The sequence below is a fragment of the Micromonospora sp. NPDC047074 genome, assembly GCF_040643815.1.
Classification (GTDB): Bacteria; Actinomycetota; Actinomycetes; order Mycobacteriales; family Micromonosporaceae; genus Micromonospora.
Genome location: NZ_JBEYVB010000032.1, coordinates 25,752 through 51,782, shown reverse-complemented (window position 1 = coordinate 51,782; position 26,031 = coordinate 25,752). Strand labels below are relative to the sequence as shown.

Annotated in this window: 27 protein-coding genes and 2 pseudogenes; 22 read left to right on the top strand and 7 right to left on the bottom strand. The window is 73.9% G+C overall.

Annotated elements, in window-relative coordinates; genetic code table 11:
• Window positions 1–19: 19 nt before the first annotated feature.
• Entirely contained in the window at window positions 20–466 is a 447-nt protein-coding gene (locus tag ABZ809_RS26730; protein WP_357565351.1) for a ferritin-like domain-containing protein, read from the bottom strand.
• Window positions 463–912 (bottom strand): hypothetical protein, encoded by a 450-nt coding sequence (locus tag ABZ809_RS26725; protein ID WP_357565350.1) that lies wholly within the window; start codon window positions 910–912, stop codon window positions 463–465. The genes ABZ809_RS26730 and ABZ809_RS26725 overlap by 4 nt, the downstream gene beginning before the upstream one ends.
• Window positions 913–1,141: 229 nt before the next feature.
• Between ABZ809_RS26725 and rimP the strand changes: the two genes are divergently transcribed.
• From rimP to ABZ809_RS26680, 9 genes are all read left to right on the top strand, one after another.
• Window positions 1,142–1,843: a ribosome maturation factor RimP gene (gene rimP, locus ABZ809_RS26720; protein WP_357565349.1), complete on the top strand. Its 702-nt coding sequence runs from the start codon at window positions 1,142–1,144 to the stop codon at window positions 1,841–1,843.
• Complete coding sequence (gene nusA, locus ABZ809_RS26715) at window positions 1,840–2,883, top strand: transcription termination factor NusA (protein ID WP_357565348.1); 1,044 nt, start codon at window positions 1,840–1,842, stop codon at window positions 2,881–2,883. Before rimP ends, nusA begins: the two co-directional genes overlap by 4 nt.
• A 16-nt stretch (window positions 2,884–2,899) precedes the next feature.
• The gene (locus tag ABZ809_RS26710; protein ID WP_357565347.1) at window positions 2,900–3,232 is read left to right on the top strand and encodes a YlxR family protein; all 333 of its coding nucleotides are present in this window, start codon (window positions 2,900–2,902) and stop codon (window positions 3,230–3,232) included.
• An 81-nt stretch (window positions 3,233–3,313) separates the two neighbouring features.
• On the top strand, window positions 3,314–6,331 hold the full coding sequence (infB, locus tag ABZ809_RS26705) for a translation initiation factor IF-2 (protein WP_357565346.1): 3,018 nt from the start codon (window positions 3,314–3,316) through the stop codon (window positions 6,329–6,331).
• A gap of 87 nt (window positions 6,332–6,418) precedes the next feature.
• Window positions 6,419–6,712, top strand: coding sequence for a DUF503 domain-containing protein (locus tag ABZ809_RS26700; protein ID WP_357565345.1), 294 nt, complete (start codon window positions 6,419–6,421; stop codon window positions 6,710–6,712).
• Window positions 6,713–6,869: 157 nt separating this feature from the next.
• Window positions 6,870–7,358: a 30S ribosome-binding factor RbfA gene (rbfA, locus tag ABZ809_RS26695; protein WP_357565344.1), complete on the top strand. Its 489-nt coding sequence runs from the start codon at window positions 6,870–6,872 to the stop codon at window positions 7,356–7,358.
• Window positions 7,355–8,437, top strand: coding sequence for a bifunctional oligoribonuclease/PAP phosphatase NrnA (locus ABZ809_RS26690; RefSeq protein ID WP_357565343.1), 1,083 nt, complete (start codon window positions 7,355–7,357; stop codon window positions 8,435–8,437). The genes rbfA and ABZ809_RS26690 overlap by 4 nt, the downstream gene beginning before the upstream one ends.
• An 86-nt stretch (window positions 8,438–8,523) precedes the next feature.
• On the top strand, window positions 8,524–8,931 hold the full coding sequence (locus ABZ809_RS26685; protein WP_357565342.1) for a hypothetical protein: 408 nt from the start codon (window positions 8,524–8,526) through the stop codon (window positions 8,929–8,931).
• Window positions 8,931–9,140 (top strand): DUF6186 family protein, encoded by a 210-nt coding sequence (locus ABZ809_RS26680; protein WP_357565375.1) that lies wholly within the window; start codon window positions 8,931–8,933, stop codon window positions 9,138–9,140. Before ABZ809_RS26685 ends, ABZ809_RS26680 begins: the two co-directional genes overlap by 1 nt.
• Window positions 9,141–9,739: 599 nt before the next feature.
• On the opposite strand, the pseudogene ABZ809_RS26675 reads toward ABZ809_RS26680, so the two are convergent.
• Both ABZ809_RS26675 and ABZ809_RS26670 read right to left on the bottom strand, forming a co-directional pair.
• A pseudogene (locus ABZ809_RS26675) lies at window positions 9,740–10,324 on the bottom strand (methyltransferase domain-containing protein); the annotation flags it as partial.
• 37 nt (window positions 10,325–10,361) lie between these two features.
• The gene (locus ABZ809_RS26670) at window positions 10,362–10,991 is read right to left on the bottom strand and encodes a TetR/AcrR family transcriptional regulator (protein WP_357565341.1); all 630 of its coding nucleotides are present in this window, start codon (window positions 10,989–10,991) and stop codon (window positions 10,362–10,364) included.
• Between the two features lie 60 nt (window positions 10,992–11,051).
• Here ABZ809_RS26670 and ABZ809_RS26665 point away from each other — a divergent pair, with 60 nt between their 5' ends.
• The 12 genes and pseudogenes from ABZ809_RS26665 (at window position 11,052) to ABZ809_RS26610 (ending at window position 22,996) form a co-directional block, all read left to right on the top strand.
• On the top strand, window positions 11,052–11,354 hold the full coding sequence (locus ABZ809_RS26665; protein WP_357565340.1) for a hypothetical protein: 303 nt from the start codon (window positions 11,052–11,054) through the stop codon (window positions 11,352–11,354).
• Window positions 11,351–11,539, top strand: a pseudogene (locus ABZ809_RS26660) (ATP-binding cassette domain-containing protein); the annotation flags it as partial. The gene ABZ809_RS26665 and the pseudogene ABZ809_RS26660, both read left to right, overlap by 4 nt.
• 447 nt (window positions 11,540–11,986) lie before the next feature.
• On the top strand, window positions 11,987–12,490 hold the full coding sequence (locus ABZ809_RS26655) for an SAM-dependent methyltransferase (RefSeq protein ID WP_357565339.1): 504 nt from the start codon (window positions 11,987–11,989) through the stop codon (window positions 12,488–12,490).
• Window positions 12,491–12,785: 295 nt separating this feature from the next.
• Entirely contained in the window at window positions 12,786–13,739 is a 954-nt protein-coding gene (locus ABZ809_RS26650; RefSeq protein ID WP_357565338.1) for an EamA family transporter, read from the top strand.
• Window positions 13,740–13,785: 46 nt separating this feature from the next.
• Window positions 13,786–15,111 carry an MATE family efflux transporter gene (locus ABZ809_RS26645; RefSeq protein ID WP_357565337.1) on the top strand — a complete coding sequence of 442 codons (1,326 nt, stop codon included), beginning with the start codon at window positions 13,786–13,788 and terminating at the stop codon, window positions 15,109–15,111.
• An 84-nt stretch (window positions 15,112–15,195) separates the two neighbouring features.
• Window positions 15,196–16,080, top strand: coding sequence for a tRNA pseudouridine(55) synthase TruB (gene truB / locus ABZ809_RS26640; protein WP_357565336.1), 885 nt, complete (start codon window positions 15,196–15,198; stop codon window positions 16,078–16,080).
• A 57-nt stretch (window positions 16,081–16,137) separates the two neighbouring features.
• The gene (locus tag ABZ809_RS26635) at window positions 16,138–17,067 is read left to right on the top strand and encodes a bifunctional riboflavin kinase/FAD synthetase (RefSeq protein ID WP_357565335.1); all 930 of its coding nucleotides are present in this window, start codon (window positions 16,138–16,140) and stop codon (window positions 17,065–17,067) included.
• Between the two features lie 181 nt (window positions 17,068–17,248).
• Window positions 17,249–17,518: a 30S ribosomal protein S15 gene (gene rpsO, locus ABZ809_RS26630; RefSeq protein WP_043962418.1), complete on the top strand. Its 270-nt coding sequence runs from the start codon at window positions 17,249–17,251 to the stop codon at window positions 17,516–17,518.
• Between the two features lie 227 nt (window positions 17,519–17,745).
• Window positions 17,746–20,100, top strand: coding sequence for a polyribonucleotide nucleotidyltransferase (locus tag ABZ809_RS26625; RefSeq protein WP_357565334.1), 2,355 nt, complete (start codon window positions 17,746–17,748; stop codon window positions 20,098–20,100).
• Between the two features lie 47 nt (window positions 20,101–20,147).
• Window positions 20,148–21,560: a pitrilysin family protein gene (locus ABZ809_RS26620; protein ID WP_357565333.1), complete on the top strand. Its 1,413-nt coding sequence runs from the start codon at window positions 20,148–20,150 to the stop codon at window positions 21,558–21,560.
• Window positions 21,561–21,685: 125 nt separating this feature from the next.
• The gene (gene dapB / locus ABZ809_RS26615) at window positions 21,686–22,453 is read left to right on the top strand and encodes a 4-hydroxy-tetrahydrodipicolinate reductase (RefSeq protein WP_357565332.1); all 768 of its coding nucleotides are present in this window, start codon (window positions 21,686–21,688) and stop codon (window positions 22,451–22,453) included.
• Window positions 22,454–22,501: 48 nt separating this feature from the next.
• Window positions 22,502–22,996, top strand: coding sequence for a GNAT family N-acetyltransferase (locus tag ABZ809_RS26610; RefSeq protein WP_357565331.1), 495 nt, complete (start codon window positions 22,502–22,504; stop codon window positions 22,994–22,996).
• 22 nt (window positions 22,997–23,018) lie between these two features.
• Here the strand turns inward: ABZ809_RS26610 and ABZ809_RS26605 are convergent, their stop codons facing one another.
• Both ABZ809_RS26605 and ABZ809_RS26600 read right to left on the bottom strand, forming a co-directional pair.
• Window positions 23,019–23,399, bottom strand: a complete 381-nt coding sequence (locus tag ABZ809_RS26605) for a VOC family protein (RefSeq protein ID WP_357565330.1) — start codon at window positions 23,397–23,399, stop codon at window positions 23,019–23,021.
• A gap of 174 nt (window positions 23,400–23,573) precedes the next feature.
• On the bottom strand, window positions 23,574–24,215 hold the full coding sequence (locus ABZ809_RS26600; protein ID WP_357565329.1) for a GNAT family N-acetyltransferase: 642 nt from the start codon (window positions 24,213–24,215) through the stop codon (window positions 23,574–23,576).
• Window positions 24,216–24,250: 35 nt separating this feature from the next.
• Between ABZ809_RS26600 and ABZ809_RS26595 the strand changes: the two genes are divergently transcribed.
• Window positions 24,251–25,534, top strand: coding sequence for a glycosyltransferase 87 family protein (locus tag ABZ809_RS26595; protein WP_357565328.1), 1,284 nt, complete (start codon window positions 24,251–24,253; stop codon window positions 25,532–25,534).
• Here the strand turns inward: ABZ809_RS26595 and ABZ809_RS26590 are convergent.
• Window positions 25,456–26,007, bottom strand: a complete 552-nt coding sequence (locus ABZ809_RS26590) for a GNAT family N-acetyltransferase (protein WP_357565327.1) — start codon at window positions 26,005–26,007, stop codon at window positions 25,456–25,458. The two genes, ABZ809_RS26595 and ABZ809_RS26590, sit on opposite strands and share 79 nt — an antisense overlap.
• Window positions 26,008–26,031 lie beyond the last annotated feature (24 nt).

The following is a 26,031-nucleotide window of genomic DNA, read 5'->3' as shown; positions in this document are numbered from 1 at the left end:
ACCGGAGCGGGTGGACCGGTCAGGCGGGGCGGCCCGGGAACGGCACCGTCAGCGGGGTGATTCCGGCCGTCCGCCGCCAGCGGGTGGCCCGCAGGGCGTACTCGACCAGGGCGGCCAGCGCCCTGTCCCGGTCGGCGCCGGTGGCGGCGGGCACCACCGCCCGCCAGAACGCGGCCGTGCGCTCCTCCACCTCGACGGCCAGCCGCAGCGCGCTCGCCTTGTCGGTGACGGGGAACGGCAGCGCGTAGCCGGCCCGGTCGGGCGGGACGCTGCCGCCACCCGCGCTCAACTGCACGATCAGGTCGTCGCGGCGGCGCCGGTGGGCGGCCTCCGCCTCCCTCGCGGCGGTGCGGGCCGCGCCGGTGAGGCGTACCCCGATGGGCCCGTAGGCCCAGATGGCGGCGTACTCGGCGGTGAGCGCCGCGCCGAGCGCACCGGTCGACCCGGACGGTGTGGGTGTGGTCACTTGAGCGCCTCCACGTGGGTGGCCCGGGCGGCGACGATCGAGGCGAGCAGCGCGGCCCGCTCCGCCGGTGCCGCCGCGCAGGCCCTGGTCGCGGTCTCCCGGGCGCCCCGCTCGCGCTCGCGCAGCGCGGCCCGCGTCGCCGCCGGGTCCCCGCCCGGCGCGGCGGTGGCCGGGGCGGACGCCGACGGCGGCGGTACGCCGATGACCCGGGCGAGTTCGGCCGCGTGTGCCTGGTGCGCCTCGGCGATCGGGGTGAGCAGGTCGGCGAGGGCGGGGTGCGCGGCGGCGGCGTCCCGGTGCCCGGCGGCGAGCTGGAGCGACTCGTCGAGCAGTGGCGTGAGCGGGTCGGACTCGGGGGCGGGGCCGTCGTCGCGGTCGAACAGGCCGCAGCCGGTCAGCGGCACCGACGCGCCGCCGAGCGCCAGGAGTGCCCCGGCGCGCAGCACGTTTCGCCGGGAATGCCCGGTTGTTTCCCCACGTTGTGTCGTTCGGCCCGTCGCCACCGGACAAGTCAACACCATCACCGGCCGTACGTGGGCCACCGGCGTCGGTGCGCCGCCCGGCCCGGCGGCCGACACGCGCGTTACGCTCTGCGCAGCCACCGGCGCGTCAGCTCCGGTGGCGTGCCGGCGTGGCGGCCGACCGGGTGCCGTCGATCAGCAGGAGGGTGCGGAGATGACGCAGCGTGGCCGTGCCACGAGGTCGACGGGGCCGGCGGGAAGAGCCGGGCGTGCCGACGCCCCCCGGGGCGGGGAACGCGCCGGCGGGCCCCGTGGTGACCTGGCCGCCCGGCGGGCCCGGCTGCGTGAGGTCATCGGGCCGGTGGTGGCCGGTGCCGGCTACGACCTGGAGGACCTCTCCGTCTCCCGGGCCGGCCGGCGGCACGTGGTGCGGGTGATCGTGGACGCCGACGGCGGGATCAACCTGGACGCCGTCGCCGAGGTCTCCCGGGCCGTCTCCGCCGCCCTCGACGCGGCCGAGGAGGCCGGGGGCGACCTCGTCGCGGGGGAGTACCAGCTGGAGGTCAGTTCCCCCGGCGTGGACCGGCCGCTCACCCTGCCCCGGCACTGGCGACGCAACATCGGCCGGCTGGTCAAGGTGACCGCGCGCGGCGCGGGCGCCCCGCCCGGGCAGGGTGCCGCGCAGCCCACCGGCGACCGGCAGGTCACCGGCCGGGTGGTCGAGGCCGACGCCGAACGCGTGGTGCTGGAGACCGACACCGGCCGTGCCACCTGGACCTACGCGGAGCTCGGCCCCGGCCGGGTGCAGGTCGAGTTCCACCGTCTCGACGAGATCGAGGAGACGGACGAACCCGACGACATGGACGACACCGACGACTTCGACGACGAAGATGATGTGGAGGACGAGGAGAGGTGAACATCGACCTCGCGGCGCTGCGCGCACTCGAGCGCGAGCGGGAGATCCCGTTCGACACGATCCTCGCGGCGATCGAGACCGCGCTGCTGACCGCCTACCGGCACACCGACGGGGCGGAGCCGCACGCCCGGGTGGAGATCGACCGCAAGTCCGGCGCGGCCCTGGTCTACGCGCAGGAGCTGGGCGACGACGGCACCGTGGTGCGGGAGTGGGACGACACCCCGCACGACTTCGGGCGGATCGCCGCCATGACCGCCAAGCAGGTGATCCTCCAGCGGCTGCGCGAGGCCACCGACGAGGTGCACTTCGGCGAGTACGTCGGCCGCGACGGCGACCTGGTCACCGGCGTGGTGCAGGCGCACGAGGCGCGGGCCGAGAAGGGCATCGTCAGCGTCGACCTCGGCAAGCTGGAGGGCGTCCTGCCGCAGTCCGAGCAGGTGCCGGGCGAGCGCTACGTGCACGGCGAGCGGATCCGCTGCGTGGTGGTGCACGTGGCCAAGGGGATGCGCGGGCCGCAGATCACCCTGTCCCGGTCCCACCCGGGGCTGGTCAAGAAGCTCTTCGCGCTCGAGGTGCCGGAGATCGCCGACGGCACGGTCGAGATCGGTGCGATCGCACGTGAGGCGGGTCACCGTACGAAGATCGCGGTCCGTTCCACCACCCAGGGCGTCAACCCCAAGGGGGCCTGCATCGGGCCGATGGGGCAGCGGGTCCGCGCGGTGATGAGCGAGCTGCACGGCGAGAAGATCGACATCATCGACTGGTCGGACGATCCGGCGACGTTCGTCGGCAACGCCCTGTCCCCGGCCAAGGCCCTGCGGGTCGAGGTGGTCGATCTCGCCACTCGCACCGCCCGGGTCACCGTTCCGGACTTCCAGCTCTCGCTCGCCATCGGCCGGGAGGGGCAGAATGCCCGGCTTGCTGCCCGGCTGACCGGTTGGCGGATCGACATCCGGTCCGACGCCGAGCAGGCGGGTGCGACCGGCCGGAGCGGAGCTGATCACGTCCCGGAGCCGGGCGGCGCGATCTCGGGCGCCTAGGGGTAGACTTTCTCCAGTGGTACGACGCGCGCTGCCGGAGCGCACCTGTGTGGGTTGCCGGCGACGTGCGCCGGCCAGCGAATTGCTGCGGATCGTCGCGATCGGTGACGAGGCTGGTCACAGCCTTCGGCCCGATCCGGCCCGCAGGCTGCCGGGTCGGGGAGCGAACATGCACCCGGATCCGGCCTGCTTCGCGCAAGCGGTGCGGCGGCGTGCCTTCGGGCGGGCGCTGCGCATCACCGGGGTCCCCGACCACGGTGAGCTCGCGGAGCACGTCGATGCGCCAACCACTACGCCCGGTCAGCCCGACCGGGCGAGGGTCGCTAGCAAGGTAGGACGACCGACATGAGCACACGATGAAGTCCCTGAAATGACCAGGCTTCAAGTGCACGAGTGAGGTCGCTGCGGGTGCTGCCCGCACGACCTCGGAGTGAGGAGTGCAGTGGCAGGTAAGGCCCGCGTACACGAGCTTGCAAAAGAGCTCGGGGTCGAAAGCAAGACCGTTCTCGCCAAGCTCAAGGAGATGGGCGAGTTCGTGAAGTCCGCGTCCAGCACCGTCGAGGCGCCCGTCGCCCGGCGGCTGCGTAACGCGTTCGTCGCCTCCGCCGGATCCCCGGCGCCGGCCGCCCCACCGGCGGCCGCCCCGGCGGCGACCCCGACCCCGACGCCCTCGCCGGCCCCCGGCGGACCCCGGATCTCGGCCAAGCCGATGCCGCCCCGGCGGCCGGCCGCGCCGGTGCCCGGCCCGAAGCCGAAGGGCCCGGTGCCCGGTCCGCCGCAGCCAGCGGCCCCGGTCGCCAAGCCGGCGAGTGCCCACGACATCGAGGTGGCGGCCGCGGAGGCGCGTGCCGCCGCGCTGAAGGCCGAGCAGGAGGCCGCGGTCAAGGCCGCCCAGGCCGCTCGGCAGCAGCAGCGTGAGAACGTCCGCCGGGAGCCCCCGGCCGACGGTGGCAACCGCCCCGGTCCCCGACCGGGTCCGGGTGCCATGCCGCCCCGTCCCGGTTCCCCGGCCGCCGGTCGTCCCGGCGCGCCGACCCCGGGCCCGGGTGGTCGTCCGGGCGGGCGTCCGCCGGCGCGCGGCGCCGGTAACAACCCGTTCGGCATCCAGGGCAGCCAGCAACAGCAGCAGCGGCCTCCGGCCGCCGGTGCGGGTGGGCCCCGGCCCAGCCCGTCCGGCATGCCTCCGCGTCCCAGCCCGGCTTCCATGCCGCCCCGTCCGAGCCCGGCCTCCATGCCGAGCCAGCGTCCCGCTACCGGTCGCCCCGGCCCCGGTGGCGCGGGTCGCCCCGGCGGCGGTGGCGCGGGTCGCCCCGGTGGCGGTGGCGGTGGCTTCCGTGGCGGTCCCGGTGGCGGTGGCGGTGGCGGTGGCTTCCGTGGCGGTCCCGGTGGCGGCGGCGGTGGCGGTGGCTACCGTGGCGGTCCCGGTGGCGGCGGCGGTGCTCCCGGCGGTGGCTTCCGTCCGGGCGCGCCGGCCGGTGGCGGCGGTCGTCCCGGTGGCGGTGGTCGTGGCCGTGGCGGCGGCGCCGCGGGAGCCTTCGGGCGTCCGGGCGGCAAGCCGACCCGCGGTCGCAAGTCCAAGAAGCAGCGCAGACAGGAGTTCGACAACCTGTCGGCCCCGACCATGAGCTCGGGTGCCCCCCGGGGTCAGGGTCAGGTCGTCCGGCTCTCCCGTGGCGCCTCGCTGTCGGACTTCGCCGACAGGATCAACGCCAACCCGGGTTCGCTGGTCCAGGAGATGTTCAACCTGGGCGAGATGGTCACCGCGACCCAGTCCTGCTCCGACGAGACCCTGCTGCTGCTGGGTGAGCACCTCGGCTTCGATGTGCAGATCGTCAGCCCGGAGGACGAGGACCGCGAGCTGCTCGCGCAGTTCAACATCGACCTCGACGCCGAGATCGCGGAGGACCGCCTGGTCAGCCGTGCGCCGGTCGTGACCGTCATGGGTCACGTCGACCACGGTAAGACCAAGCTGCTCGACGCGATCCGCAAGGCGAACGTCGTGGCCGGCGAGGCGGGTGGCATCACCCAGCACATCGGTGCCTACCAGGTGCACGTGCCGCACGAGGGCGTGGACCGCGCGGTGACCTTCATCGACACCCCGGGTCACGAGGCGTTCACCGCCATGCGTGCCCGTGGTGCCCAGGTCACCGACATCGTGGTGCTGGTGGTCGCGGCCGACGACGGCGTCATGCCGCAGACGATCGAGGCGTTGAACCACGCCAAGGCGGCCGACGTGCCGATCGTGGTGGCGGTCAACAAGGTCGACAAGCCGGAGGCCAACCCGGACAAGGTCCGCCAGCAGCTGACCGAGTACGGGCTGGTCGCCGAGGAGTACGGCGGCGACACCATGTTCGTCAACGTGGCGGCCAAGCCGGGCATCGGCATCGACGAGCTGCTCGAGGCGGTCCTGCTGACCGCCGACGCGTCGCTGGAGCTGACCGCTCCGATCGACGGGCCGGCGCAGGGTGTGGCCATCGAGGCGCACCTGGACAAGGGCCGCGGTGCGGTGGCGACGGTGCTGGTGCAGAAGGGCACCCTGCGGGCGGGCGACTCCATCGTCGCCGGTGGGGCGCACGGCCGGGTCCGGGCGATGCTCGACGAGAACGGCAACCAGGTCGCCGAGGCGGGTCCGGCGCGTCCGGTCCTGGTCCTCGGCCTGACCGCGGTGCCGGGTGCCGGTGACACGTTCCTCGCTGCGGCGGACGACCGCACGGTGCGTCAGATCGCCGAGCAGCGGCAGGCGCGGCGGCGGGCGGCGTCCTTCGCCAACTCCCGCGGCCGGGCCACCCTCGAGACGCTCATGGAGCAGCTCAAGGAGGGCGAGAAGACCTCGCTCAACCTGGTGCTCAAGGGCGACGTCTCCGGTTCCGTGGAGGCCCTCGAGGACGCGCTGTTCAACCTCGACATCCCCGAGGAGGTCCAGCTCAGGATCATCCACCGGGGCGTGGGTGCGATCACCGAGAGCGACGTCATGCTCGCGAGCGCCTCGTCCGAGGCGGTCACGATCATCGGCTTCAACGTGCGGGCCGCCAACAAGGTCCGCGAGATCGCCGACCGCGAGGGCGTGGAGATCCGGTACTACACCGTGATCTACCAGGCCATCGAGGAGATCGAGGCGGCGCTCAAGGGCCTGCTCAAGCCGGAGTACGAGGAGGCCGAGCTGGGCACCGCGGAGATCCGCGACGTGTTCCGCTCGTCCAAGATCGGCAACATCTCCGGTTGCATCGTCCGGTCGGGCATCATCCGGCGCAACGCCAAGGCGCGCCTGCTGCGGGACGGGTCGGTGGTGGCGGACAACCTCACCATCAGCTCGCTCAAGCGGTTCAAGGACGACGCCACGGAGGTGCGCGAGGGCTTCGAGTGTGGTCTGACCCTGGGTGGTTACAACAACGTCCAGGTCGGCGACATCATCGAGACCTTCGAGATGCGGGAGAAGGTTCGCGCCTGATCCGGTAAGTCACTGATCAAGGGGTTTACGCCGAAAGGCGTAAACCCCTTGATCATGTGGGGGGTGGGCCGGGTATCGTCCGGGGCGATGTTCACCGGAACCGCGGTCTTCGACCTGCTGCTGCCGGGCGACTCACGGTCGCTCAAGGCCAAGAGATCATATGTACGGCCGATCGTGGCGGCGCTGCGCCGCTTCGAGGTCTCGGCCGCCGAGGTGGGGGCGCTCGACCTGCACGGTCGGGCGGAGATCGCCGTGGCCGTGGTGGCCGCCGAGGCGTCGCACGTCCAGGAGGTGCTGGACTCCTGCGAGCGCCTGGTGGCCGGCCGGCCGGAGACCGAGCTGCTCTCGGTCCGCCGGCGGCTGCACGGCGAGGACGACTGACCCCGTCGGCGGAGATCCGCCGGGGGTCGGCACGGAGCCGGCGCCGCGCGGCGCGGGTGGCCGCGCGGGTAGTGTTCGAGTTGTTGGCCGGTCGGCTCCGGGGGGCGCTTCGCGTCGCCGGTGACGGCCGGGAGCGGGACGCCGTGGAGGTGGCGAGATGTCGGATCCGGCCAAGGTACGCCGGCACGCGGAGCGGGTGCGTGAGCTGGTCGCGTCGGTGGTGCGCAGCCAGATCAAGGATCCCCGGCTCGGCATGATCACCATCACCGACGCCCGGATCACCGCCGACCTGCGCGACGCGACCGTCTTCTACACGGTGCTCGGCGACGCGGCGGCCCAGTCCGGCACGGCGGCGGCGCTGGAGAGCGCCAAGGGCATGCTGCGCAGCACCGTCGGCAAGGCGCTCGGGCTGCGGCACTCCCCGACGCTGACCTTCGTCCTGGACGACGTGCAGGACCAGGTCAAGCACATCGACGACCTGCTCGCCCAGGCCCGCACCGCCGACGCCGAGGTGCAGCGGCTCGCGGCCCGGGCCGAGTACGCGGGCGACGCCCAGCCGTACCGGGTGGACGAGGAGACCGACGACGAGGCGCCCGACGCCGACGACGAGGACGCGTCCCCGCCCCGGGGCGGGGACCAACGGTGACCGAGCCGTCCGGCGGCTCGGCCGGTGGCGCCCTCGCCGAGGCGACGCCGCCGGCCGGGGCCGGCCCGACCGAGGCGGACTGGGCCGCCGGTGTCGCGGCGGTCCAGGGTCTGCCGCCGGACGGGCGGGTGCTGCTGATCTGCCACGTCAACCCGGACGGTGACGCGCTGGGCAGCATGCTCGGCTTCGGGCTCGGGCTGCGGCGGTTGGGCGTACGGCGGATCCAGGCGACCTTCCCCGGCCCGCCGGAGGTGCCCGTGCCGTTCCTGGGGCTGCCCGGGCTGGACCTGCTGGTCCCGGCGACCGAGGCGTACCCGGATCCGGACCTGGTCATCTGTTTCGACGCGGCCGGCGAGTCCCGGCTCGGTGAGCTGGCCGACCGGCTGGAGACGGCGGGCGCGGCGCTGGTGCTCGACCACCACGCGTCGAACACCCGGTTCGGCCGGATCAACCTGGTCGACCCGCACGCGGCGGCCACCTCGGTGGTCGCCGAGGGCCTGCTCACCCGGCTCGGCGTCCCACTGGACGCCGGGATCGCGGAGTGCCTCTACGTCGCCCTGAGCACCGACACCGGCTCGTTCCGGTTCGAGGCGACCACCCCGGCGGTGCACCAGCTGGCGGCCCGCCTGCTCGCCACCGGTATCCGACCCGGCGACATCTCCCGCCGGATCTTCGACACCCGGCCGTTCGGCGCCGTCCGCCTCTTCGGCGAGGTGCTCGGCCGGGCCCGTCTGGAGCCCGCGGCGGCCGCCGGGCACGGTCTGGTGTGGACGTACGCCACCCAGGACGACCTGGCTCGGCACGACCAGCGGCCGTACGTGCTGGAGGCGCTGATCGACTCGGTCCGGTGCACCGCCGAGGCCGACGTGAGCTGCGTGGTCAAACAGACGACGACCGGCGACTGGGCGGTGTCGATGCGCAGCAAGGGCGCGGTGGACGTCAGCCGGGTGGCGGTCGCGTTGGGCGGTGGCGGGCACCGCTTCGCCGCCGGCTTCACCGGGTCCGGGACCGTCGACGAGGTCGTCGACCGGATCCGCGCGGAGCTCGACGGCGCGTTGACCGGCCCCGGAGGGCGCTGACCGGAGCGCGCCGGAAAGCGAAGATCAGGGTGAGTTCGGGGAGTGTCCGTCTTTCCGGCTCCGCCGAGTGCGGGGAGAATCGCGGGATGGAGCAGCCCCACGACCTCACCGTCGAGGCGCCCCGCGCCTGGGACCGTCCCGCCGTCACCGTGCCGGTTCTCGTCTGCCTCTCGCTGGTCGGCGGCCGGTTCCCGTCGTTCTCGACGGAGGCCAACCTCTGGACCCTCGGCACCGGCGGGGTGCTGATCTGGCTGGGCCTGAGCAACCGGGTTCCCCGGCGGCCCGCGCCGCGCCGGCTGGGCTCCCCGGCGGCCTGGTGGGCCCTGCCGGTGGTGGTCTTCGGGGTGTTCGAGGGGACCACGTTCGTGATGGCGGCGGGGGACGACTTCCCGACCTTCTCCCGGCTGGCCGATCCGTTGCTGGAGGACCAGCTGGTCCGCTCGGCGGCCTGGCTGGCCTGGCTGTCGGCGTTCTGGGGGCTGGTGCGGCGATGATGCGGATGCTGGCCATCGGTGGCTTTCTCGCCTCGCTGGTGCTCTTCGCCGTGGTGGAGTGGCTCGCCCGGCGGGAGGGCTCGCGCGTTCCCACGCTCGGCGAGGTCTGCGCGTACGTGATGCGCTACGAGGTGGGCTCGGTGCCGGTCGGCCGGATCGGCCTCTTCGGCTTCTGGTGGTGGCTGGGCTGGCACTTCCTCGCCCGCTGACCGCTGCCCCTACAACCTGCTGATCACCCGCCCGCGCCCGGGTGGAACGTGAGTCCAAATCGCGGGAACCGTGGGCAGAATGTGGAACTTAACGATAGCTTGGGAATCGGCCGGCGTCGTGTGGCGGCGTTGGCCGTGGGCGGTGGGGCCACACCCGGCAGCACCTCCCTCCAGGGTCGGACCGACCCGGGCTCACGCTGCCCAACCAGCCGCTCCGGCGACCCCGGACCGCTGTCGGGCGCTAAGCACGACCGCCCGTGAGGGCCGCCGATCAGTCGGCGACCCACGCCCTGGAAGGGGACCACCATGCCGAGCAAGCCCAAGCCGCAGACCACCGACGAGGCCCGCGAGCAGATGCGCCGCGCCCTGCAAACCTCCATGGACACCCGCCAGTAACCCCCGCTGAACCCCTGCTGCCGCCCTGCCCCGCCCCGCCCCGCCCTGCCCTGCCCTGCCCTGCCCTGCCCCGCCCTCCGCTCGGCGATCTTGCACTTTGTGCCCTGGCGATTGCCGCATATCGCCTCAATTCGAGGGCCGAAAGTGCAAGATCGCCGAGCGGAGGGCGGGGGAGCGCGGGGAGGGCGAGGGAGGGCGGCGGTCAGCGTCGCCTCGACCGTGAAGCCGGCTTCCGCCAGCCATGCCGTGACGCGGGCCGGCCGGCGGCGGTGGACGTGGACCCGCATGGGGTGGCCGCCGTAGCCCTCAGTCTTCAGCCGGGAGCCGCCGCCGACGTGGAAGCCCAGCAGTAGCGGGCCGCCGGGCCGCAGCACCCGCCGGAACTGCGCGAAGACCACGCCGATGTCGTCGTCCGGTACGTGGATCACCGAGTACCAGGCGACCAGGCCGGCCAGCGACGCGTCGGCGAGGCCGAGGGCGGTCATGGAGCCCACCGCGAACCGTAGGCCCGGGTGGTCACGCCGGGCCACGTCGATCATCGCGGGGGAGAGGTCGACGCCGAACGCCTCGACCCCGTGCCGGTGCAGGTGGGCGGTGATGTGTCCCGGCCCGCACCCCACGTCGGCGACCGGTCCTGCACCGGCGGCCCGCACCAGGTGGGCGAACAGCGTGAGGGCCGTCCGCTCGTACGGTGCGTCGTCCAGGAAGTCGCGCACCTGGGCCGCGTAGCTCTCGGCGACCGTGTCGTAGGAGACGCGCGTGTCCGCCAGCCACTCCTCGGTGTCCACGGCGGGAGACGGTGGCGCAGGCGTCACCCCTCGCCGGTCAGTCGCAGAGCTGTGCGCGCAGCGTGTCGTAGGCCCACTGCTGCCAGCGTTCCGGTGTCCACCCCCGGTCGCGGACGAAGAGGAGATACAGCTCGGGGCTCAGCAGCCCGAAGAGGATGTCGGCGGCGTGGTCGACGGAGAGCTGCGCCCGGGCGCCGGGCTTGGCCAGGAGGCTGCGGGCGGCAGCCGTCTGCACCTCGAGACGGGGGTCGCTGTCCTGTTGCCACATGTCGGCCAGGCTCGCGTCCTGTGCCCCCGCGGCGCGCAGGACGGCCATGATCGGTGCCACCCGGCCCAGCACCTCGCACGTGCCCCGTACGTGCGCCCGTAGCTGCTCCTCGGCGGTGCCGGCCGCGACGGCGTCGAGGAACCAGGCCCGCTGCAACGTGGGGATCGGCTCGTCGTCGCCCGCGATGGTGACGTCGACCAGTTCCTTGAGCAGCGAGGGCTTGTTGCCGAAGGCGAAGTAGATGGTCTGCACGGCGACGCCGGCGCGTTCGGCCACGCCCTGCAGCGTCGTGGCCCCGTAGCCCTGGTCGACGAACAGCTCGTAGGCCGCCTGGAGGATCCGCCGTCGGGTCTGCCGCGACCGCTCGCCCTTCTTGCCGGTGCTCTTGACCAGTTGCATGGCCTTACTGTAACACTAGATTCGAACTTTAAAAACAAACTCTAGAGATTGGTGCAGGACATGACTCTCATCCGGACCACCCGGTTCACCGCCGACGCGGCCGAGGCCGACACCGTGCTGGAGCGGCGCGCGAAGCTCCTCGAAGCCGTCCGGGCGGCGTTCGCCGGCCCGACCGAGACCCAACTGGTCCGCATTGACGAGCGGACCTGGGTGGACACGTGGCGGTGGGACTCGCCCGAGACCCTGAACGCGGCGCTCGAAGGCGCCCCGCGCCTGCCGGAGGCCGCCGCGGCGTTCGCCGTCGCCCGCGACGTCACCGCGGAGCAGGGCGACCTGGTCGTCGAGGACATCTGGGCCCGATGACAGCCTCCCGCCACCTGGCCGTCGAAGCATCGGGCCCGGTGAAGACGTTCGGCGCGACGCGGGCGGTCGGCGGCATCGACCTGAGCGTCCCGGTCGGCTCGGTGTACGGGTTCCTCGGGCCCAACGGCGCCGGCAAGACGACCGCCATCCACATGCTGGCCACGCTGCTGCGCCCCGACGCGGGCACTCGATCCGGCCCGTCGCCCCGCTCGTCGGGGCACTCCTCGGTGACGTGGTGCGCTACCTGCTCGCCTCGGCGGTGGTCGTGGGGCTCGGGCTCGCGCTCGGCTTCCGGCCGGGCGGTGGCGTCGTCGGCGTGGCCGCCGCGGTTGACCGCCGCCCGGGAACTCATGGCGGGGGCCCTGCCCGGCCGCCAGATCGGGTGGATCCTCGTCGCCTGCGCCGCCCTGACGGCGGTCTTCGCGCCGCTGTCGGTGCGCCTGCTCCGCACCCGATGATCCGGCGCGGGCGAGGGGGCGGCAACGCCCGTGGCACCCCTCGCCCGCGCCCGACCCCGAACCCGAACCCGCGCCCGACCCCGAACCCGAACCCGCGCCCGACCCCCGAACCCGCGCCCGACCCCGAACCCGCGCCCGACCCCGCGCAACCCCGAACCGGACCGGAAGGACCCGATGACCGACATGAGCGACACCGACGAGCGCCCCGCGACCGGGGCGATCACGATGACCCCGGTCGGGCGGGTCCACAGCCCGCGGCGGGATCCGGGAGACTCGGACCACTGGGGCGACGTGGTGAGCAGCATCCTGGTCGAGCCGCGCTTCGGGGAGGGCTGCCTCACCGGGCTCGCCGACTTCTCCCACGTGGAGGTGCTCTTCTTCTTCGACCGCCTCGCCGAACGGGAGGACTACCGGCCGCTGTTGCGGCCCCGCGGCCGGGCCGACCTGCCCGAGGTCGGGGTGTTCGCCGACCGCGGGCCGCGGCGGCCCAACCGGATCGGCTGCACCGTCTGCGAGGTGGTCTCGGTGCGGGGTCGGGAGCTGCGGGTACGCGGGCTGGACGCGGTCGACGGCACCCCGGTCCTCGACGTCAAGCCCGTGCTGCGCCAGTTCCTCCCGGGAGTCGTCCGGCAACCGGAGTGGGTCGACCGCCTGATGGCGGAGTACTTCGGCGAGTAGCGGGCCGTTCCAGCCGATGGGCGCCGGGAGTGCCGGGGCGCGCGTCGGGGCGACCCTGCGCTACCGTCCGGGCATGAGGTCGTACCTGGGCGTGCTGCCCCCGCCGCGTTCCTGACCGGAGCGCCACGCCACCGGCCGCGTCCCCGCGGGGCTGCCGCCGGTCTCCCGCACGGTGGCCCGCCTGACCGGCGGCCCCGCAGAACCCGGGTGGAAACGCCCGCCTCATGTTCGTCGTGCGTGCGCTCCGACAGACGTCGATCCCTGTCAGCGTCTCGATCCGCCCTGGAGCGCACCTGTGTCCCGAACTTCTGTCTCCACCTCGTCAACGTCCCCGTCCATCCTCCGCCCGCGCCGTGACCCGGCCGGTGGCGTACGCCGAGGGCTGCTGTACGTCACCGGCGCCGCCGTGCTGTGGGGCACCACCGGTGTCGCCGTGCAGCTCGTCCGCGAGTCCACCACGCTCACCCCGACGGCCATCGGGTGCTACCGCCTCGCCATCGGCGCGCTGGTGCTGGTCGCTGTGCTCGCGCACCGCCTGCGGCCGGTGCTCGTGGCGCTGCGGTCGGAACCGGTCGCCCTCGTCGGCGTCGGGATCGGCCTCGGGGGCTATCAGGCGCTGTACTTCCTCGCCGTCGCGGCAGGCGGCGTCGGGGTGGCCACCGTGGTCAGCCTGGGGCTCGCCCCCGTCCTCATCTTCGGCTGGGAGTCGCTACGCGCGCGGCGGCTGCCCGGGCGGACCATGCTGGGCGCCCTGGTGGCCGGCGTCATCGGCCTAGTGCTGATCACGGTGTCGGTCGGGGAGCCGGGCACGACCGCACCCCGCCCGCTGCTCGGGCTGCTCGCGGCGTTCGGCTCGGGGGTGGGCTACGCCGCCAGCACGGTGCTGAGTCGGCACGCCGCGCAGCGCGTCGCGCCGATGACGCTCACCACCGTGTCGGCGGCGGTCGGCGCGTTGGCGCTGGCCCCGATCGCGCTGGCCGAGGGGATCGGCGTCCCGGCCCGGCTCGCGCCGGTCGGCCTGCTGCTCCACCTCGGGGTGGTCACCACGGCGGTGGCGTACGCCCTGTTCTACGCCGGGCTGCGCAGCATCACCGGCAGCGCCGCGGCGCTGGCCACCCTGGCGGAGCCGCTCACCGCCGTGCTGCTCGCGGGCTGGCTCGTGGGCGAGTCGCTGCCCGCGCCGGTGCTCGTCGGGGGAGTGCTCCTGCTCGGTGCCGTGACTGTCGTCCACCTGCGCCCTGGTAAGTGATGGAGCACCTTGCAATCCTTACCAGGTAGTGCCAGGATCAGCGGCGATGAGTCCTTCCGTCGTCGCCGACCCCCTGGCCGCCGCGCCCCGCCGGATCGCCACGCTGGCCCTTCCCGCGCTGGTGGTGCTGGCCGCCGAGCCGGTCTACGTGCTCGTGGACACGGCGGTCGTGGGGCACCTCGGCCGGGTGCCGCTGGCCGCCCTGGCCGTCGGCGGGACGGTGCTGACGCTCATCGCCTGGCTCGGCACCGTGGTCGCGTACGGCACCACGGGGCGGGCGGCCCGGCGGTTCGGCGCGGGCGACCGGGCCTCCGCCGTCGCCGAGGGCGTCCAGTCCTCCTGGCTGGCCCTCGGCGTGGGAGTGCTGGTCGCGGTCGGCATGCAGATCGGCGGCGGGGCGCTGGCGCGTACCCTCGCCGGAGGCCCCGGCGAGGTGGCCGACGCCGCCGCGCAGTGGCTGCGGGTCGCGGCGCTCGGCGCCCCCGGCCTGCTGCTCGCCGCCGCCGGCAACGGCTGGCTGCGCGGCGTGCAGGACACCCGCCGCCCGCTGCTGTTCGTGCTCGGCCCGAACGTGCTCTCCGCCGTGCTCTGCCCGCTGCTGGTCTACCCGGCCGGGCTGGGCTTGGTCGGCTCCGCCGTGGCCAACGTCGTCGCCCAGACCATCGGCGGGGCGCTCTTCGTCGGGGCGCTGGTCGCCGAGCGGATCCCGCTGCGGCCCCGGCCGAGGCTGATCGGGCAGCAGCTGGCGCTCAGCCGCGACCTGCTGATCCGGGGCGCCGCGTTCCAGGCCAGCTTCCTCTCCGCCACCGCCGTCGCCGCCCGTTTCGGGGCCGCCGCAGTGGGCGCGCACCAGATCGCGCTGCAACTGTGGTTCTTCACCGCCCTGGTGCTCGACGCGCTCGCCATCGCCGCCCAGGCGCTGGTCGGCGCCGCGCTCGGGGCCGGCGACGCCGCCGCCGCCCGGAACATCGCGCGCCGGGTCGGGCTGCTCGGCGGCGCCTGCGGCGTGGCGTTCGCGGTGCTCGTCGCCGCCGGCGCCGGCGTGCTCCCCGGCTTCTTCAGCTCCGATCCGGAGGTACGCGACCAGGCCATGCTCGCCTGGCCGTGGTTCGTGGCGATGCTGCCGCTGGCCGGCGTCGTGTTCGCTCTCGACGGTGTGCTGATCGGCGCCGGAGACGTCCGCTACCTGCGCAACCTCACCCTCGTCGCCGCCTTCGGCGGATTCCTGCCCGCGATCTGGCTGGCGTACGGGCTCGAACTCGGGCTCGGCGGCATCTGGGCGGGCCTCACGCTTTTCGTGGTGCTCCGGCTGGTCGCCCTGCTGTGGCGCGTGCGCTCCGGGGGCTGGGCCGTGGTCGGCGCGGTCCGCTGAGCCTGCGCCCCGGTGACCGGCGGGGCGCCGACCGGTGCACGGCGGCGGCGGACGGTCCGGCCGGGTCTGGCAGGCTTGGGTGTCGTGAGCACAGACGGTCTGATCGTGGTCGACAAGCCCGGCGGCATGACGTCGCACGACGTGGTGGCGCGGATCCGCCGGTTGGCGCGGACCCGCCGGGTGGGACATGGCGGCACCCTCGACCCGATGGCGACCGGGGTGCTGGTCATCGGGGTCGGTCGGGCCACCCGCCTGCTCACCTACGTGATCGGCGCCGGCAAGAGCTACACCGCCACCGTCCGGCTCGGCCAGGCCACCGTCACCGACGACGCCGAGGGCGACGTGATCGCCACCACCCCGGCCGGTCGGGTCACCGACGAGGCGATCCGGGCGGCGCTGGCCGCGTCGACGGGCGAGATCGACCAGGTGCCGAGCGCCGTCAGCGCCATCAAGATCGACGGGCAGCGGGCGTACAAGCGGGTACGCGAGGGGGAGAGCGTCGAGCTGCCCGCCCGCCGGGTCACCGTGTCCCGGCTGGAGCTGCTCGCGGTGCGCCGCGACGCGCCCGACGTCGTCGACGTGGACATCGACGTGACCTGCTCCTCGGGGACGTACATCCGGGCGATCGCCCGGGACGCCGGCCTGGCGCTCGGGGTGGGCGGGCACCTGACCGCGCTGCGCCGTACCGCCGTCGGCGGCTTCGCCCTCGCGGAGGCCGCCACCCTCGACGAGCTGGAGGAGCGCGCCCCCGAGGTGGTCAACCTGCCGCTCGCCGCGGCGGCCGACAGGTTCTTCCCCCGCCGCGACGCGAGCGCCGACGAGGCGAAGGTGCTCTCCCACGGCGGGCCGCTCGACCCGGCCGGAATCGCCGGCCCCTACGCGGTCTTCGGCCCCGACGGCGGGCTGATCGCTATCGTCAGCGAGCGGGACGGCCGGGCCCGCGCGGAGATCGTGCTCGCCCCCGCCTGACGGGGGCACGGGGACCGGCGGCCGGCGGCGGCCGCCGGGGAGCAGGGAGGAGCGGCAATGCAGCGGTGGCGGGGGTACGACGCGGCGCCCGGCGGCTGGGGGCGGTCGGTCGTCACCATCGGCGTCTTCGACGGCGTGCACAAGGGGCACCAGGCGACCATCGGGCACGCCGTGTTCCGGGCCCGCGAGCTGGGCGTGCAGTCGGTGGTGGTCACCTTCGACCCGCACCCGGCCGAGGTGGTCCGCCCCGGCTCGCACCCGGCGGTGCTCACCGAGACCGCCCGCAAGGCCGAGCTGATCGAGGCCCTCGGCGTGGACGTGCTCTGCGTGGTGCCGTTCACCCCCGAGTTCTCCCGGCTGCCCGCCGAGGCGTTCGTGCACGACATCCTGGTCGAGCACCTGCACGCCGCCCTGGTCGTGGTGGGCGACAACTTCCGCTTCGGGCACCGGGCCGCCGGCGACGTGGCGCTGCTGGAGCGGCTCGGGCGCACCTTCGGCTTCGGCGTGGAGGGGGCGCCGCTCGTCGCGGCGGCGGGCACCGTCTTCTCCTCCACGTACATCCGCTCCTGCGTCGACGCCGGGGACGTGACGGCCGCCGCCGCCGCGCTCGGCCGCCCGCACCGGGTGGAGGGCGTGGTGGTCCGCGGCGACCAACGCGGGCGCGAGTTGGGCTTCCCCACCGCCAACCTGCTCTGCCACCGGTACGCGGCGGTGCCCGCCGACGGCGTCTACGCCGCCCGGCTGGTGCGCCGGGGGCACGGCGAGCCGCTGGCGGCGGCGGTGTCGGTGGGCACCAACCCGACCTTCTCCGGCCGGGAGCGGCGGGTCGAGGCGTACGTGCTGGACTTCACCGGCGACCTCTACGGCGAACGGCTGGCCCTGGACTTCGTGGCGCACCTGCGCGGGCAGATCCGCTACGACTCGGTCGAACCGCTGATCGCGCAGATGGAGCAGGACGTCGAGCGGGCCAGGCGGGTGCTCGGCTGACCGCGATGCGGCCCTTGACTGCCGCCGCCGGACCGTGCTGGTAGTCTGGCGGGGACGTCGGCTGACCGACGTGGGGCCTCGCGTGCCTGCACGACGCCGCGGGTGCGAGGTACCGGTCCGTTTTCCGGTCCACTGACCGATCCGACGGACATCATCGAACAACCCACGAAACAGGGAGAAAATGGCGCTCGACCAGGAAGCCAAGGCCAAGATCCGCGCGGAGTACGCGACCGCCGAGGGCGACACCGGTTCGCCGGAGGTGCAGGTCGCGGTCCTCACCAAGCGGATCGCCGAGCTCACCGAGCACCTGAAGGTGCACAAGCACGACCACCACAGCCGCCGTGGGCTGCTGCTGCTGGTCGGCCGTCGCCGTCGGCTGCTCAACTACGTCCAGAAGAAGGACATCAACCGCTACCGGTCGCTCATCGAGCGGCTCGGTCTGCGCCGGTGACGTGACGGGGGAGTGGCCTTCACCGGGCCACTCCCCCGCTTCGGTCACCACAGGAAAACCGGGCCGCGCGACACCCGAGAAGGGGAGCCGGTCAGCGTACCGGTCTCCGGTAGTGGCCCCCGGGCACGCCGGCACCTCGCCGACCATCCGGGCGCTTCGATCGAAGACCGGCCGTCTGAGCAGCTTCCCGCGTCGTGGGCCCCCGATGCGAAGGAGCAAGACAGCACATGACCGAGACCAACCTCGGCACCGAATCCCGCACCGCCGTGATCGACAACGGGTCCTTCGGCACCCGTGAGATCACGTTCTCCACCGGCCGGCTGGCCCGCCAGGCCGCCGGCTCCGTCGTCGCCCAGCTCGGCGAGACGGTCGTCCTCTCCGCCACCACCGCCGGCAAGCAGCCGAAGGAGCAGTTCGACTTCTTCCCGCTGACCGTCGACGTCGAGGAGCGGATGTACGCCGCGGGCCGCATCCCCGGCTCGTTCTTCCGCCGTGAGGGCCGCCCCAGCGAGGACGCGATCCTCACCTGCCGGCTGATCGACCGGCCGCTGCGCCCGTCCTTCGTCAAGGGCCTGCGCAACGAGGTCCAGGTCGTCGAGACCGTCCTCGCGCTCGACCCGCAGCACCCGTACGACGTCGTCGCGATCAACGCCGCGTCGATGTCGACCAAGCTCTCCGGCCTGCCGTTCTCCGGCCCGATCGGCGCGACCCGGGTCGCGCACGTCGAGGGCCAGTGGGTCGCCTTCCCGACCCTGGAGGAGCTGTCCCGGGCCACGTTCGACATGGTCGTGGCCGGCCGCGCGCTGCCGGACGGCGACGTCGCGATCATGATGGTCGAGGCCGAGGCGACGCCGCACGCCGTGACCCTGATCGCGGGCGGCGCGACCGCGCCGACCGAGGAGATCGTGGCCAGCGGCCTGGAGGCCGCGAAGCCGGCGATCCGCGAGCTGTGCCGCGCGCAGAGCGAGCTGGCCGAGGTGGCCGCCAAGCCGGTCGCCGAGTTCCCGGTGTTCCTGGACTACCAGGACGACGCCTACCAGGCGGTGGCCGACGTGGCCCGCGCCGAGGTCGCCGAGGCCCTCCAGATCGCCGGCAAGGCGGACCGCGAGGAGGCCCTGGACCGGATCAAGGCCAAGGTCGCCGAGGAGGTCGGCCCGCGCTTCGAGGGCCGGGAGAAGGAGCTCAGCGCCGCCTTCCGGTCGCTGACCAAGTCCGAGGTGCGCAACCGCGTGCTGCGCGAGCAGGTCCGCATCGACGGCCGCGGCCCGCGCGACATCCGTCCGCTGAGCGCCGAGGTCGGCGTGCTGCCGCGCGTGCACGGTTCGGCGCTGTTCGAGCGCGGCGAGACCCAGATCCTGGGCGTCACCACGCTGAACATGCTGCGCATGGAGCAGATGGTGGACACGCTCTCCCCGGAGAACCGCAAGCGCTACATGCACAACTACAACTTCCCGCCGTACTCGACCGGTGAGACCGGCCGGGTCGGCTCGCCGAAGCGGCGCGAGATCGGCCACGGCGCGCTCGCCGAGCGGGCGCTGATCCCCGTGCTGCCGTCGCGTGAGGAGTTCCCGTACGCCATCCGGCAGGTTTCCGAGGCGCTCGGCTCCAACGGCTCCACCTCGATGGGCTCGGTCTGCGCCTCGACGCTGGGCCTGCTCTCCGCCGGTGTGCCACTGAAGGCGCCGGTCGCCGGCATCGCCATGGGGCTCATCTCGGACGAGGTGGACGGCAAGACCGAGTACGTGACGCTGACCGACATCCTCGGCGCCGAGGACGCGTTCGGTGACATGGACTTCAAGGTCGCCGGCACGCCGGAGTTCGTGACCGCGCTCCAGCTCGACACCAAGCTCGACGGCATCCCGTCGGACGTGCTGGCCGCCGCGCTCCAGCAGGCCAACGAGGCCCGGCAGACCATCCTCGGCGTGATGCGGGAGGCGATCGAGGGCCCGGCCGAGATGTCGGACCACGCCCCGCGGGTCACCACCGTCAAGATCCCGGTCGACAAGATCGGCATGGTGATCGGCCCGAAGGGGCAGACCATCAACGCCATCCAGGACGAGACCGGCGCCGAGATCTCCATCGAGGACGACGGCACGATCTACGTCGGCGCGACCAACGGGCCGTCGGCCCAGGCCGCGGTGGAGCGGATCAACGCGATCGCCAACCCGACGCTGCCGAAGGTCGGCGACAAGTTCCTCGGCACGGTCGTCAAGACCGCCGCGTTCGGCGCCTTCGTCTCGCTGCTGCCGGGGCGTGACGGCCTGCTGCACATCTCCAAGGTGGGCGACGGCAAGCGGGTCGAGAAGGTCGAGGACTTCCTCAACGTCGGCGACCGGGTCGAGGTCGAGATCGCGGACATCGACGCCCGCGGCAAGATCTACCTGGACAAGGTCCGCCCGGAGGGTGCCGAGGCGCCGGCCGCTGGCGAGGCCGCCGGTGGCGAGCGCCCCGCCGGCCGGGACCGGGGCGACCGGGCCCCGCGCGAGCGCGGCGACCGTGAGCGCGGCGGCGACCGGGGCGAGGGCGGCGGCGAGGGTGGCGAGGGCGGCGACCGTCCGCGTCGCCGCACCCGGCGCAGCTGACCCACCGTAATCCGCACCACCCACCCCTCGTCGATCTGGAGCAACACGTGAGTCGGGCCTTTCGCGCGCCGTTTCCGCCGGATCGACGGGGGGTGGCGGCGTCTCCGGGAGTCTCCTTCCGAAGCACCGGCGCGGCCCGCGCCGGCGCCTCCCGGGCCGTGACCCGCACGCTCAGTGACGACCCGCTGGGCGGGACGGTACGCCGTACCGTCCTGCCCAGCGGGCTGCGCGTGATCACCGAGGCGATCCCCGCCATGCGCAGCGTCTCGTTCGGCATCTGGGTCGCGGTCGGCTCCCGGGACGAGACCGGCCCGCAGGCCGGCGCGGCGCACTTCCTGGAGCACCTGCTCTTCAAGGGCACCAACAAGCGCAGTGCGCTGGACATCTCCTCGGGGATCGAGGCGGTGGGCGGCGAGACCAACGCCTTCACCACCAAGGAATACACCTGCTACTACGCCCGCGTGCTGGACGAGGACCTGCCGCTGGCCATCGACGTGATGTGCGACCTGGTCGCCGACTCGGTGCTGGAACCGGCCGACGTGGAGACCGAACGGGGCGTCATCCTCGAAGAGATCGCCATGCACGACGACGAGCCCGGCGACGAGGTGCACGACCTCTTCGCCCGGGCCGTCTACGGCGACCACCCGCTGGGCCGGCTGATCTCCGGCACCGAGGAGACCGTCACCCCGATGACCCGGCGGCAGATCCAGAGCTTCTACCGCCGCCGCTACACCGCCCCGCAGATCGTCATCGCCGCCGCCGGCAACCTGGACCACGCCGCGGTGGTTAGGCTGGTCCGGCAGGCGCTGCGCGGCAGCCCGCTGGACACCGACCCGGCGACGCCGGCCGCACACCGGCCGGCCACCCCGGCGGTACGCACGAAGCCCGCCACCACCCTGGTGGAACCGAAGGAGACCGAGCAGGCGCACGTCATCCTCGGCTGCCCCGGCATCGACCGGCTCGACGAGCGCCGGTTCGCCCTGGGCGTGCTCAACAACATCCTCGGCGGCGGCATGTCGAGCCGGCTGTTCCAGGAGATCCGCGAGCGGCGCGGCCTCGCCTACTCGGTCTACTCCTACGCCAGCCAGTACGCCGACAGCGGCCTCTTCGCCGTCTACGCCGGCTGCGCCCCCGGCAAGGTGGACGAGGTGCTGGACCTGACCCGGGCGGAACTCGCCCGGGTGGCGGCCGACGGCCTGACCGAGGCCGAGGTGGCGCGGGGCAAGGGGATGAGCAAGGGCTCGTTCGTGCTGGGCCTGGAGGACACCGGCTCGCGGATGAGCCGGCTGGCCAAGGGCGAGCTGCTCTACGGCGACCTGACGCCGGTCGACGAGCTGCTCGGCCGGGTCGACGCGGTCACCGTGGCCGACGTCAACGTCCTGGCCGCCGAGCTGCTGAGCCGGCCGATGTCGCTGGCCGTGGTCGGCCCGTTCGGCGCAGGCGACTTCGCCACCCGCTGACCGGCCCGCCCGCTCGGCCCGTCACCCGCTGACCGGCGCCGGCCTGTCCGGGGCCGCCACCCGCGTGCCGGCACCTTGCCGGTCCGCCGGGCTACGCACGTCCCACCTCAGATAGGTTGTGCCTCGTGACTGACGATCAGGAGAAGAGCGCCGGCGAGCCGATCCGGGTCGGGGTGCTGGGCGCCCGGGGGCGGATGGGCCTTGAGGTGTGCCGGGCCGTGGAGGCCGCCGCCGACATGGCGCTGGTGGCCGCGATCGACCAGGGTGACGACCTGGCCGCCGCGTCCGACGCCGAGGTGGTCGTGGACTTCACCACCCCCGACGTCGTCATGGACAATCTGCGCTGGTGCGTCGACCAGGGCATCAGCGCGGTGGTCGGCACCACCGGCTTCACCGGGCAGCGGTTGGCGCAGGTGCGCGGCTGGCTGGCCGACAGGCCCGGGGTGGGCGTGGTGATCGCCCCCAACTTCGGCATCGGCGCGGTGCTGATGATGCAGTTCGCCGCCCGGGCCGCCCGGCACTTCGAGTCGGTCGAGATCGTCGAGCAGCACCATCCCCGCAAGCTGGACGCCCCCAGCGGCACCGCCACGCACACCGCGCGGCTGATCGCGGCCGCCCGCGCCGAGGCCGGGCTCGGCCCGGTGCCCGACGCGACGAAGGACGAGGTCCCGGGCGCGCGGGGCGCCGACATCGACGGGGTACGCGTGCACGCCGTGCGCGCCACCGGCCTCGTCGCCCACCAGGAGGTGCTCTTCGGCACCCTGGGGGAGACGCTGACCATCCGGCACGACTCGTACGACCGGGTCTCGTTCATGCCCGGCGTGCTGCTGGCCGTCCGCGCCGTCCGTACCCGCCCCGGGCTGACCGTCGGCCTGGACGCCCTGCTCGACTGACGGGCAAAACCCGTCGCAAAGCCGGCGGCCCGATCCTAGGCTGCCCGGATGATCGATTCCGCACTCTCCGACCGGGCCGGGCGCCGGGTCACGCTGCGCCCGGTGGACGACGACAACTGGCGGACGGTGGCCGACGTCGCCCCGCGCGACGACCAGCGCGGGTGGGTGGCCGCGCTGGCTGCCCGCTACCTGCTGCTGAGCATGCGCTCGGACGTGTGGACCTCGCTCGCCGTGTACGCCGACGAGACCGTGGTCGGGCACGTCATGTGGGGTGTCGACGACGACGGGTCCCGCTGGATCGGCGGCATGGTGATCGACGCGGCCGAGCAGGACCGGGGCGTCGGCCGGGCGGCGGTGCGGACCCTGGCCGCGTGGCTGGGCGGCCAGGACGGCGGCCACCCCGTCCGGCTCTCCTACCACCCCGACAACGCGTCGGCCGCCCGCCTCTACACGAGCCTCGGCTTCGCTCCCACCGGGGCGATGGAGGACGACGAACTGGTCGCCGAGCTGCGCCCGGCCGCCCCCGATCCGGCCCGCCCCTGACCTGGCCGGGCGGCGGCAGGGGTCAGCTCTCCTCGATCACCGACAGGATGTTGCCGGCCGGGTCGGCGAACCACGCGATCGTCGGTCCGTTGCCGCGCATGACACCCTTCTCGTCCTGCGGCAGCCCGGGGTAGCGCTCGAACCGGACCCCGCGCGCGGTCAGCTCGTCGACGGCGCGGTCGACGTCCTCGACGGGGAAGTTGAGGACCGTGTAGGCCGCGGGGGTGTGGTCCGCCTTCGGGTAGACCATGACGTCCCGGCCTCCGGCCACGTGCAGCGTCAGCAGGCCGCCCATGGCGTCGTCCCGCGACACCCGCAGGCCGAGGGTGTCGGCGTAGAACCGTTCCGCCCGCCCGGTGTCGTCCACCGAGAAACTGCTCCACGCCCGCGTGTCCGTGAACATGTCCGTGCCCTCCCACCGGTCGCCGTGGCCATGGGGCCCACCGTAGGCGATGCCTCCGACGGTGTCCGGCGATCCGGGCGTGGACCGTGCCGCGCCGACCCGTCGCCGTGCCCTCCGGCCCGGCCGCTCCGGCCGACTGTCGGACCGAGGGCAGCCGCCCGCGGGGGGGGGGCCTCAGTCCTCGGGAGCCGGCCGGGGGGCCGGCGCGTCCGGCAGCGTCGCCTCGGTGGGCGTCCCGTCGGCGGGGTCGGCGTCCGTGGGCACCGCCACGTGCAGGCGCACCTGCGGGACGAGCATGTCCTCCACGTCCAGGGCGCGGGCCGCGCCGTCGGGCTCCCAACCTGTGCTGGTGAGGAACTTCCGGGTCGCCGCGTCATCGTCGAAGGCCCAGGCCAGCGCGTGGGTGAAGCCGTCGGAGCGCCACAGGTCGACGGTCGCGGCGAGCAGCCGGCTGCCGTGCCCCCGCCGGCCCCAGCGCGGCTCCACCAGCAGGTCGGTCACCGCGGCGACGTGCGGCCCGAGGGCCTCCGCCGGCTCGTCGGGGGCCAGCGCCTCGGCGTCGGCCGGCCCGGAGGCGGCGAACCCCACCAGATAGGATTGCTCGGCCTGTTCGACGGCGACCAGCACCCGATGGGCGCCGGAGGGCGGCTCCTGCACGGCCGCGCTCCACCGTCGGGCGAGCCACGCCTCGTCCAGGTTGTCGAGCACGTGCCGGGGCAGGATCCGGCGATAGGCGACCCGCCAGGTCGTGAGTTGGATGCGTGCGATCTCGCCGGCGTCTTCCGGACGCGCCGGGCGGACGTACCCGAGAGCCATGGGACGGAAGCCTACGCAGGGCGAGGGAGGCGATGGTGGCGCAGGGTCCCCCACGGACGATCCGGCAGGTCGTCGGCGTCGTCGCGCTCGCCGTCGCGGTGACGGCCTTCCTGTCCGTGGCGGCCGTCCGGCACGGCTTCTTCGACCTCAAGGTCTACTACGGCGCGCTGACCTGGTGGCTGCACGACGGCGGGGAGATCTACGACTTCCTCAAGCCCGGCACCCAGTACGGCTTCACCTATCCGCCCTTCGCCGCCCTGGTCATGCTGCCGATGGCGTACCTGCCGTGGTCGGCGGCGATCGCGGTCAGTGTGGCCGCCAGCGTGGTGGCCAGCGCCGTGCTGTTCTGGTGGCTGGTCGACCCGATCTCCCGCCGGTCCGGCTGGACCCGCTGGTTCGCCCTCGCCGTGGCGCTCTGCCTGGCCGCCGCGTACGAGCCGATGCGCGAGACGGTCAACTTCGGCCAGGTCAACATGCTGCTGCTCTTCCTGGTCGCGATCGACCTGCTCCGGCTGCTGCCGGGCGGCAACCGGTGGGCCGGCGTGGGCATCGGCCTGGCCACCGCGATCAAGCTGACGCCGGGCATCTTCATCGTCTACCTGCTGGTCACCAGGCGCTGGCGGGCCGCGGTCACCTCGATGGCCACCGCGGCCGGCGTGACCCTGCTGGCCGCGGCGCTCTTTCCCGACGCCTCGCGGGAGTTCTGGACCGAGGCGCTGTGGAACACCGGCCGGGTGGGCGAGCTGGCGTTCGTCTCCAACCAGTCGCTGCGCGGGGTGGTCGCCCGGCTGAACCCGGAACACCCGAGCACCCTGGCCTGGCTGGTGCTGGTGGTCGCCACGCTGCTGCTGTGGGCGTGGCGGTCCCGCGCCGCCGTGGCCGCCGGCGACGAGGCGACCGGCCTGGCGCTGACGGGTGCCGTGATGTGCCTGGTCAGTCCGGTCACCTGGGTGCACCACCTGGTCTGGCTGCTGCCCGGCCTGATCCTGCTGGTCGACAACGGGATGGCCGCGGCCACCGGCAGCCGCCGGCGCCGTGTCCTGCTGGGCGCCGCGATCGTCGGGTACGGCTTCCTGATCAGCCGGATCGTCTGGGCCTGGGAGAAGGACTTCACCGGGGTGGACGGCTTCCTCGGCAGCAACACCTACGTCTGGATCAGCCTGGCGCTGCTGGCGTTCCTGCCCATCCGCCGGTGGGCGGCGCCGGCCGGGTCGGCCGCCCTCGGGTGGCGCCGGCCGGGTCAGCCGCCGAGGGATCCGGCGTACCGCAGCTCGACGAGCCCGACCGGCGGGCGCCCGCCGGCCAGCGGGACCGGGTAGGTCGACCGCTCACCGTCCGGTGACAGCCCGGCCCGCTCGTAGAACCGGCGGGCCCGGTGGTTGCCCTCCAGCACCCAGAGCCGGTAGTCGGACCAGCCCCGCGCGACCAGTCCGGCACGGGCCGCCGCCAGCAGCGCCCGCGCCGTGCCGTCACCCCAGTGCGCCGGCTCGACGTAGATGGCCACCACCTCCCCGTGGGCCGGGTCGAGGTCGTCGCGGTCCTGGTTGTTCCGGTACGGGCCGAACGTGGTGAATCCGGCGAGCGTCCCGGCGGCCTCGGCGAGCAGCGTGGTGAAGGGGTGCTCCGGGTCGGCGGTGCCGAGGTCCCGGCGGCGCTGCGCCCAGGCCGACACGTTGAGCCGCCGCAGGACCTCCTCGGGCATGATTCCGGCGTAGCCGCTCTGCCAGCCGTGGATGTGCACCCGGGCGACCGCCTCGGCGTCGTCGGGTTCCTCGCGGCGGATGGTGAGCATGCGTCCGTTCTATTCCCTGGCGGG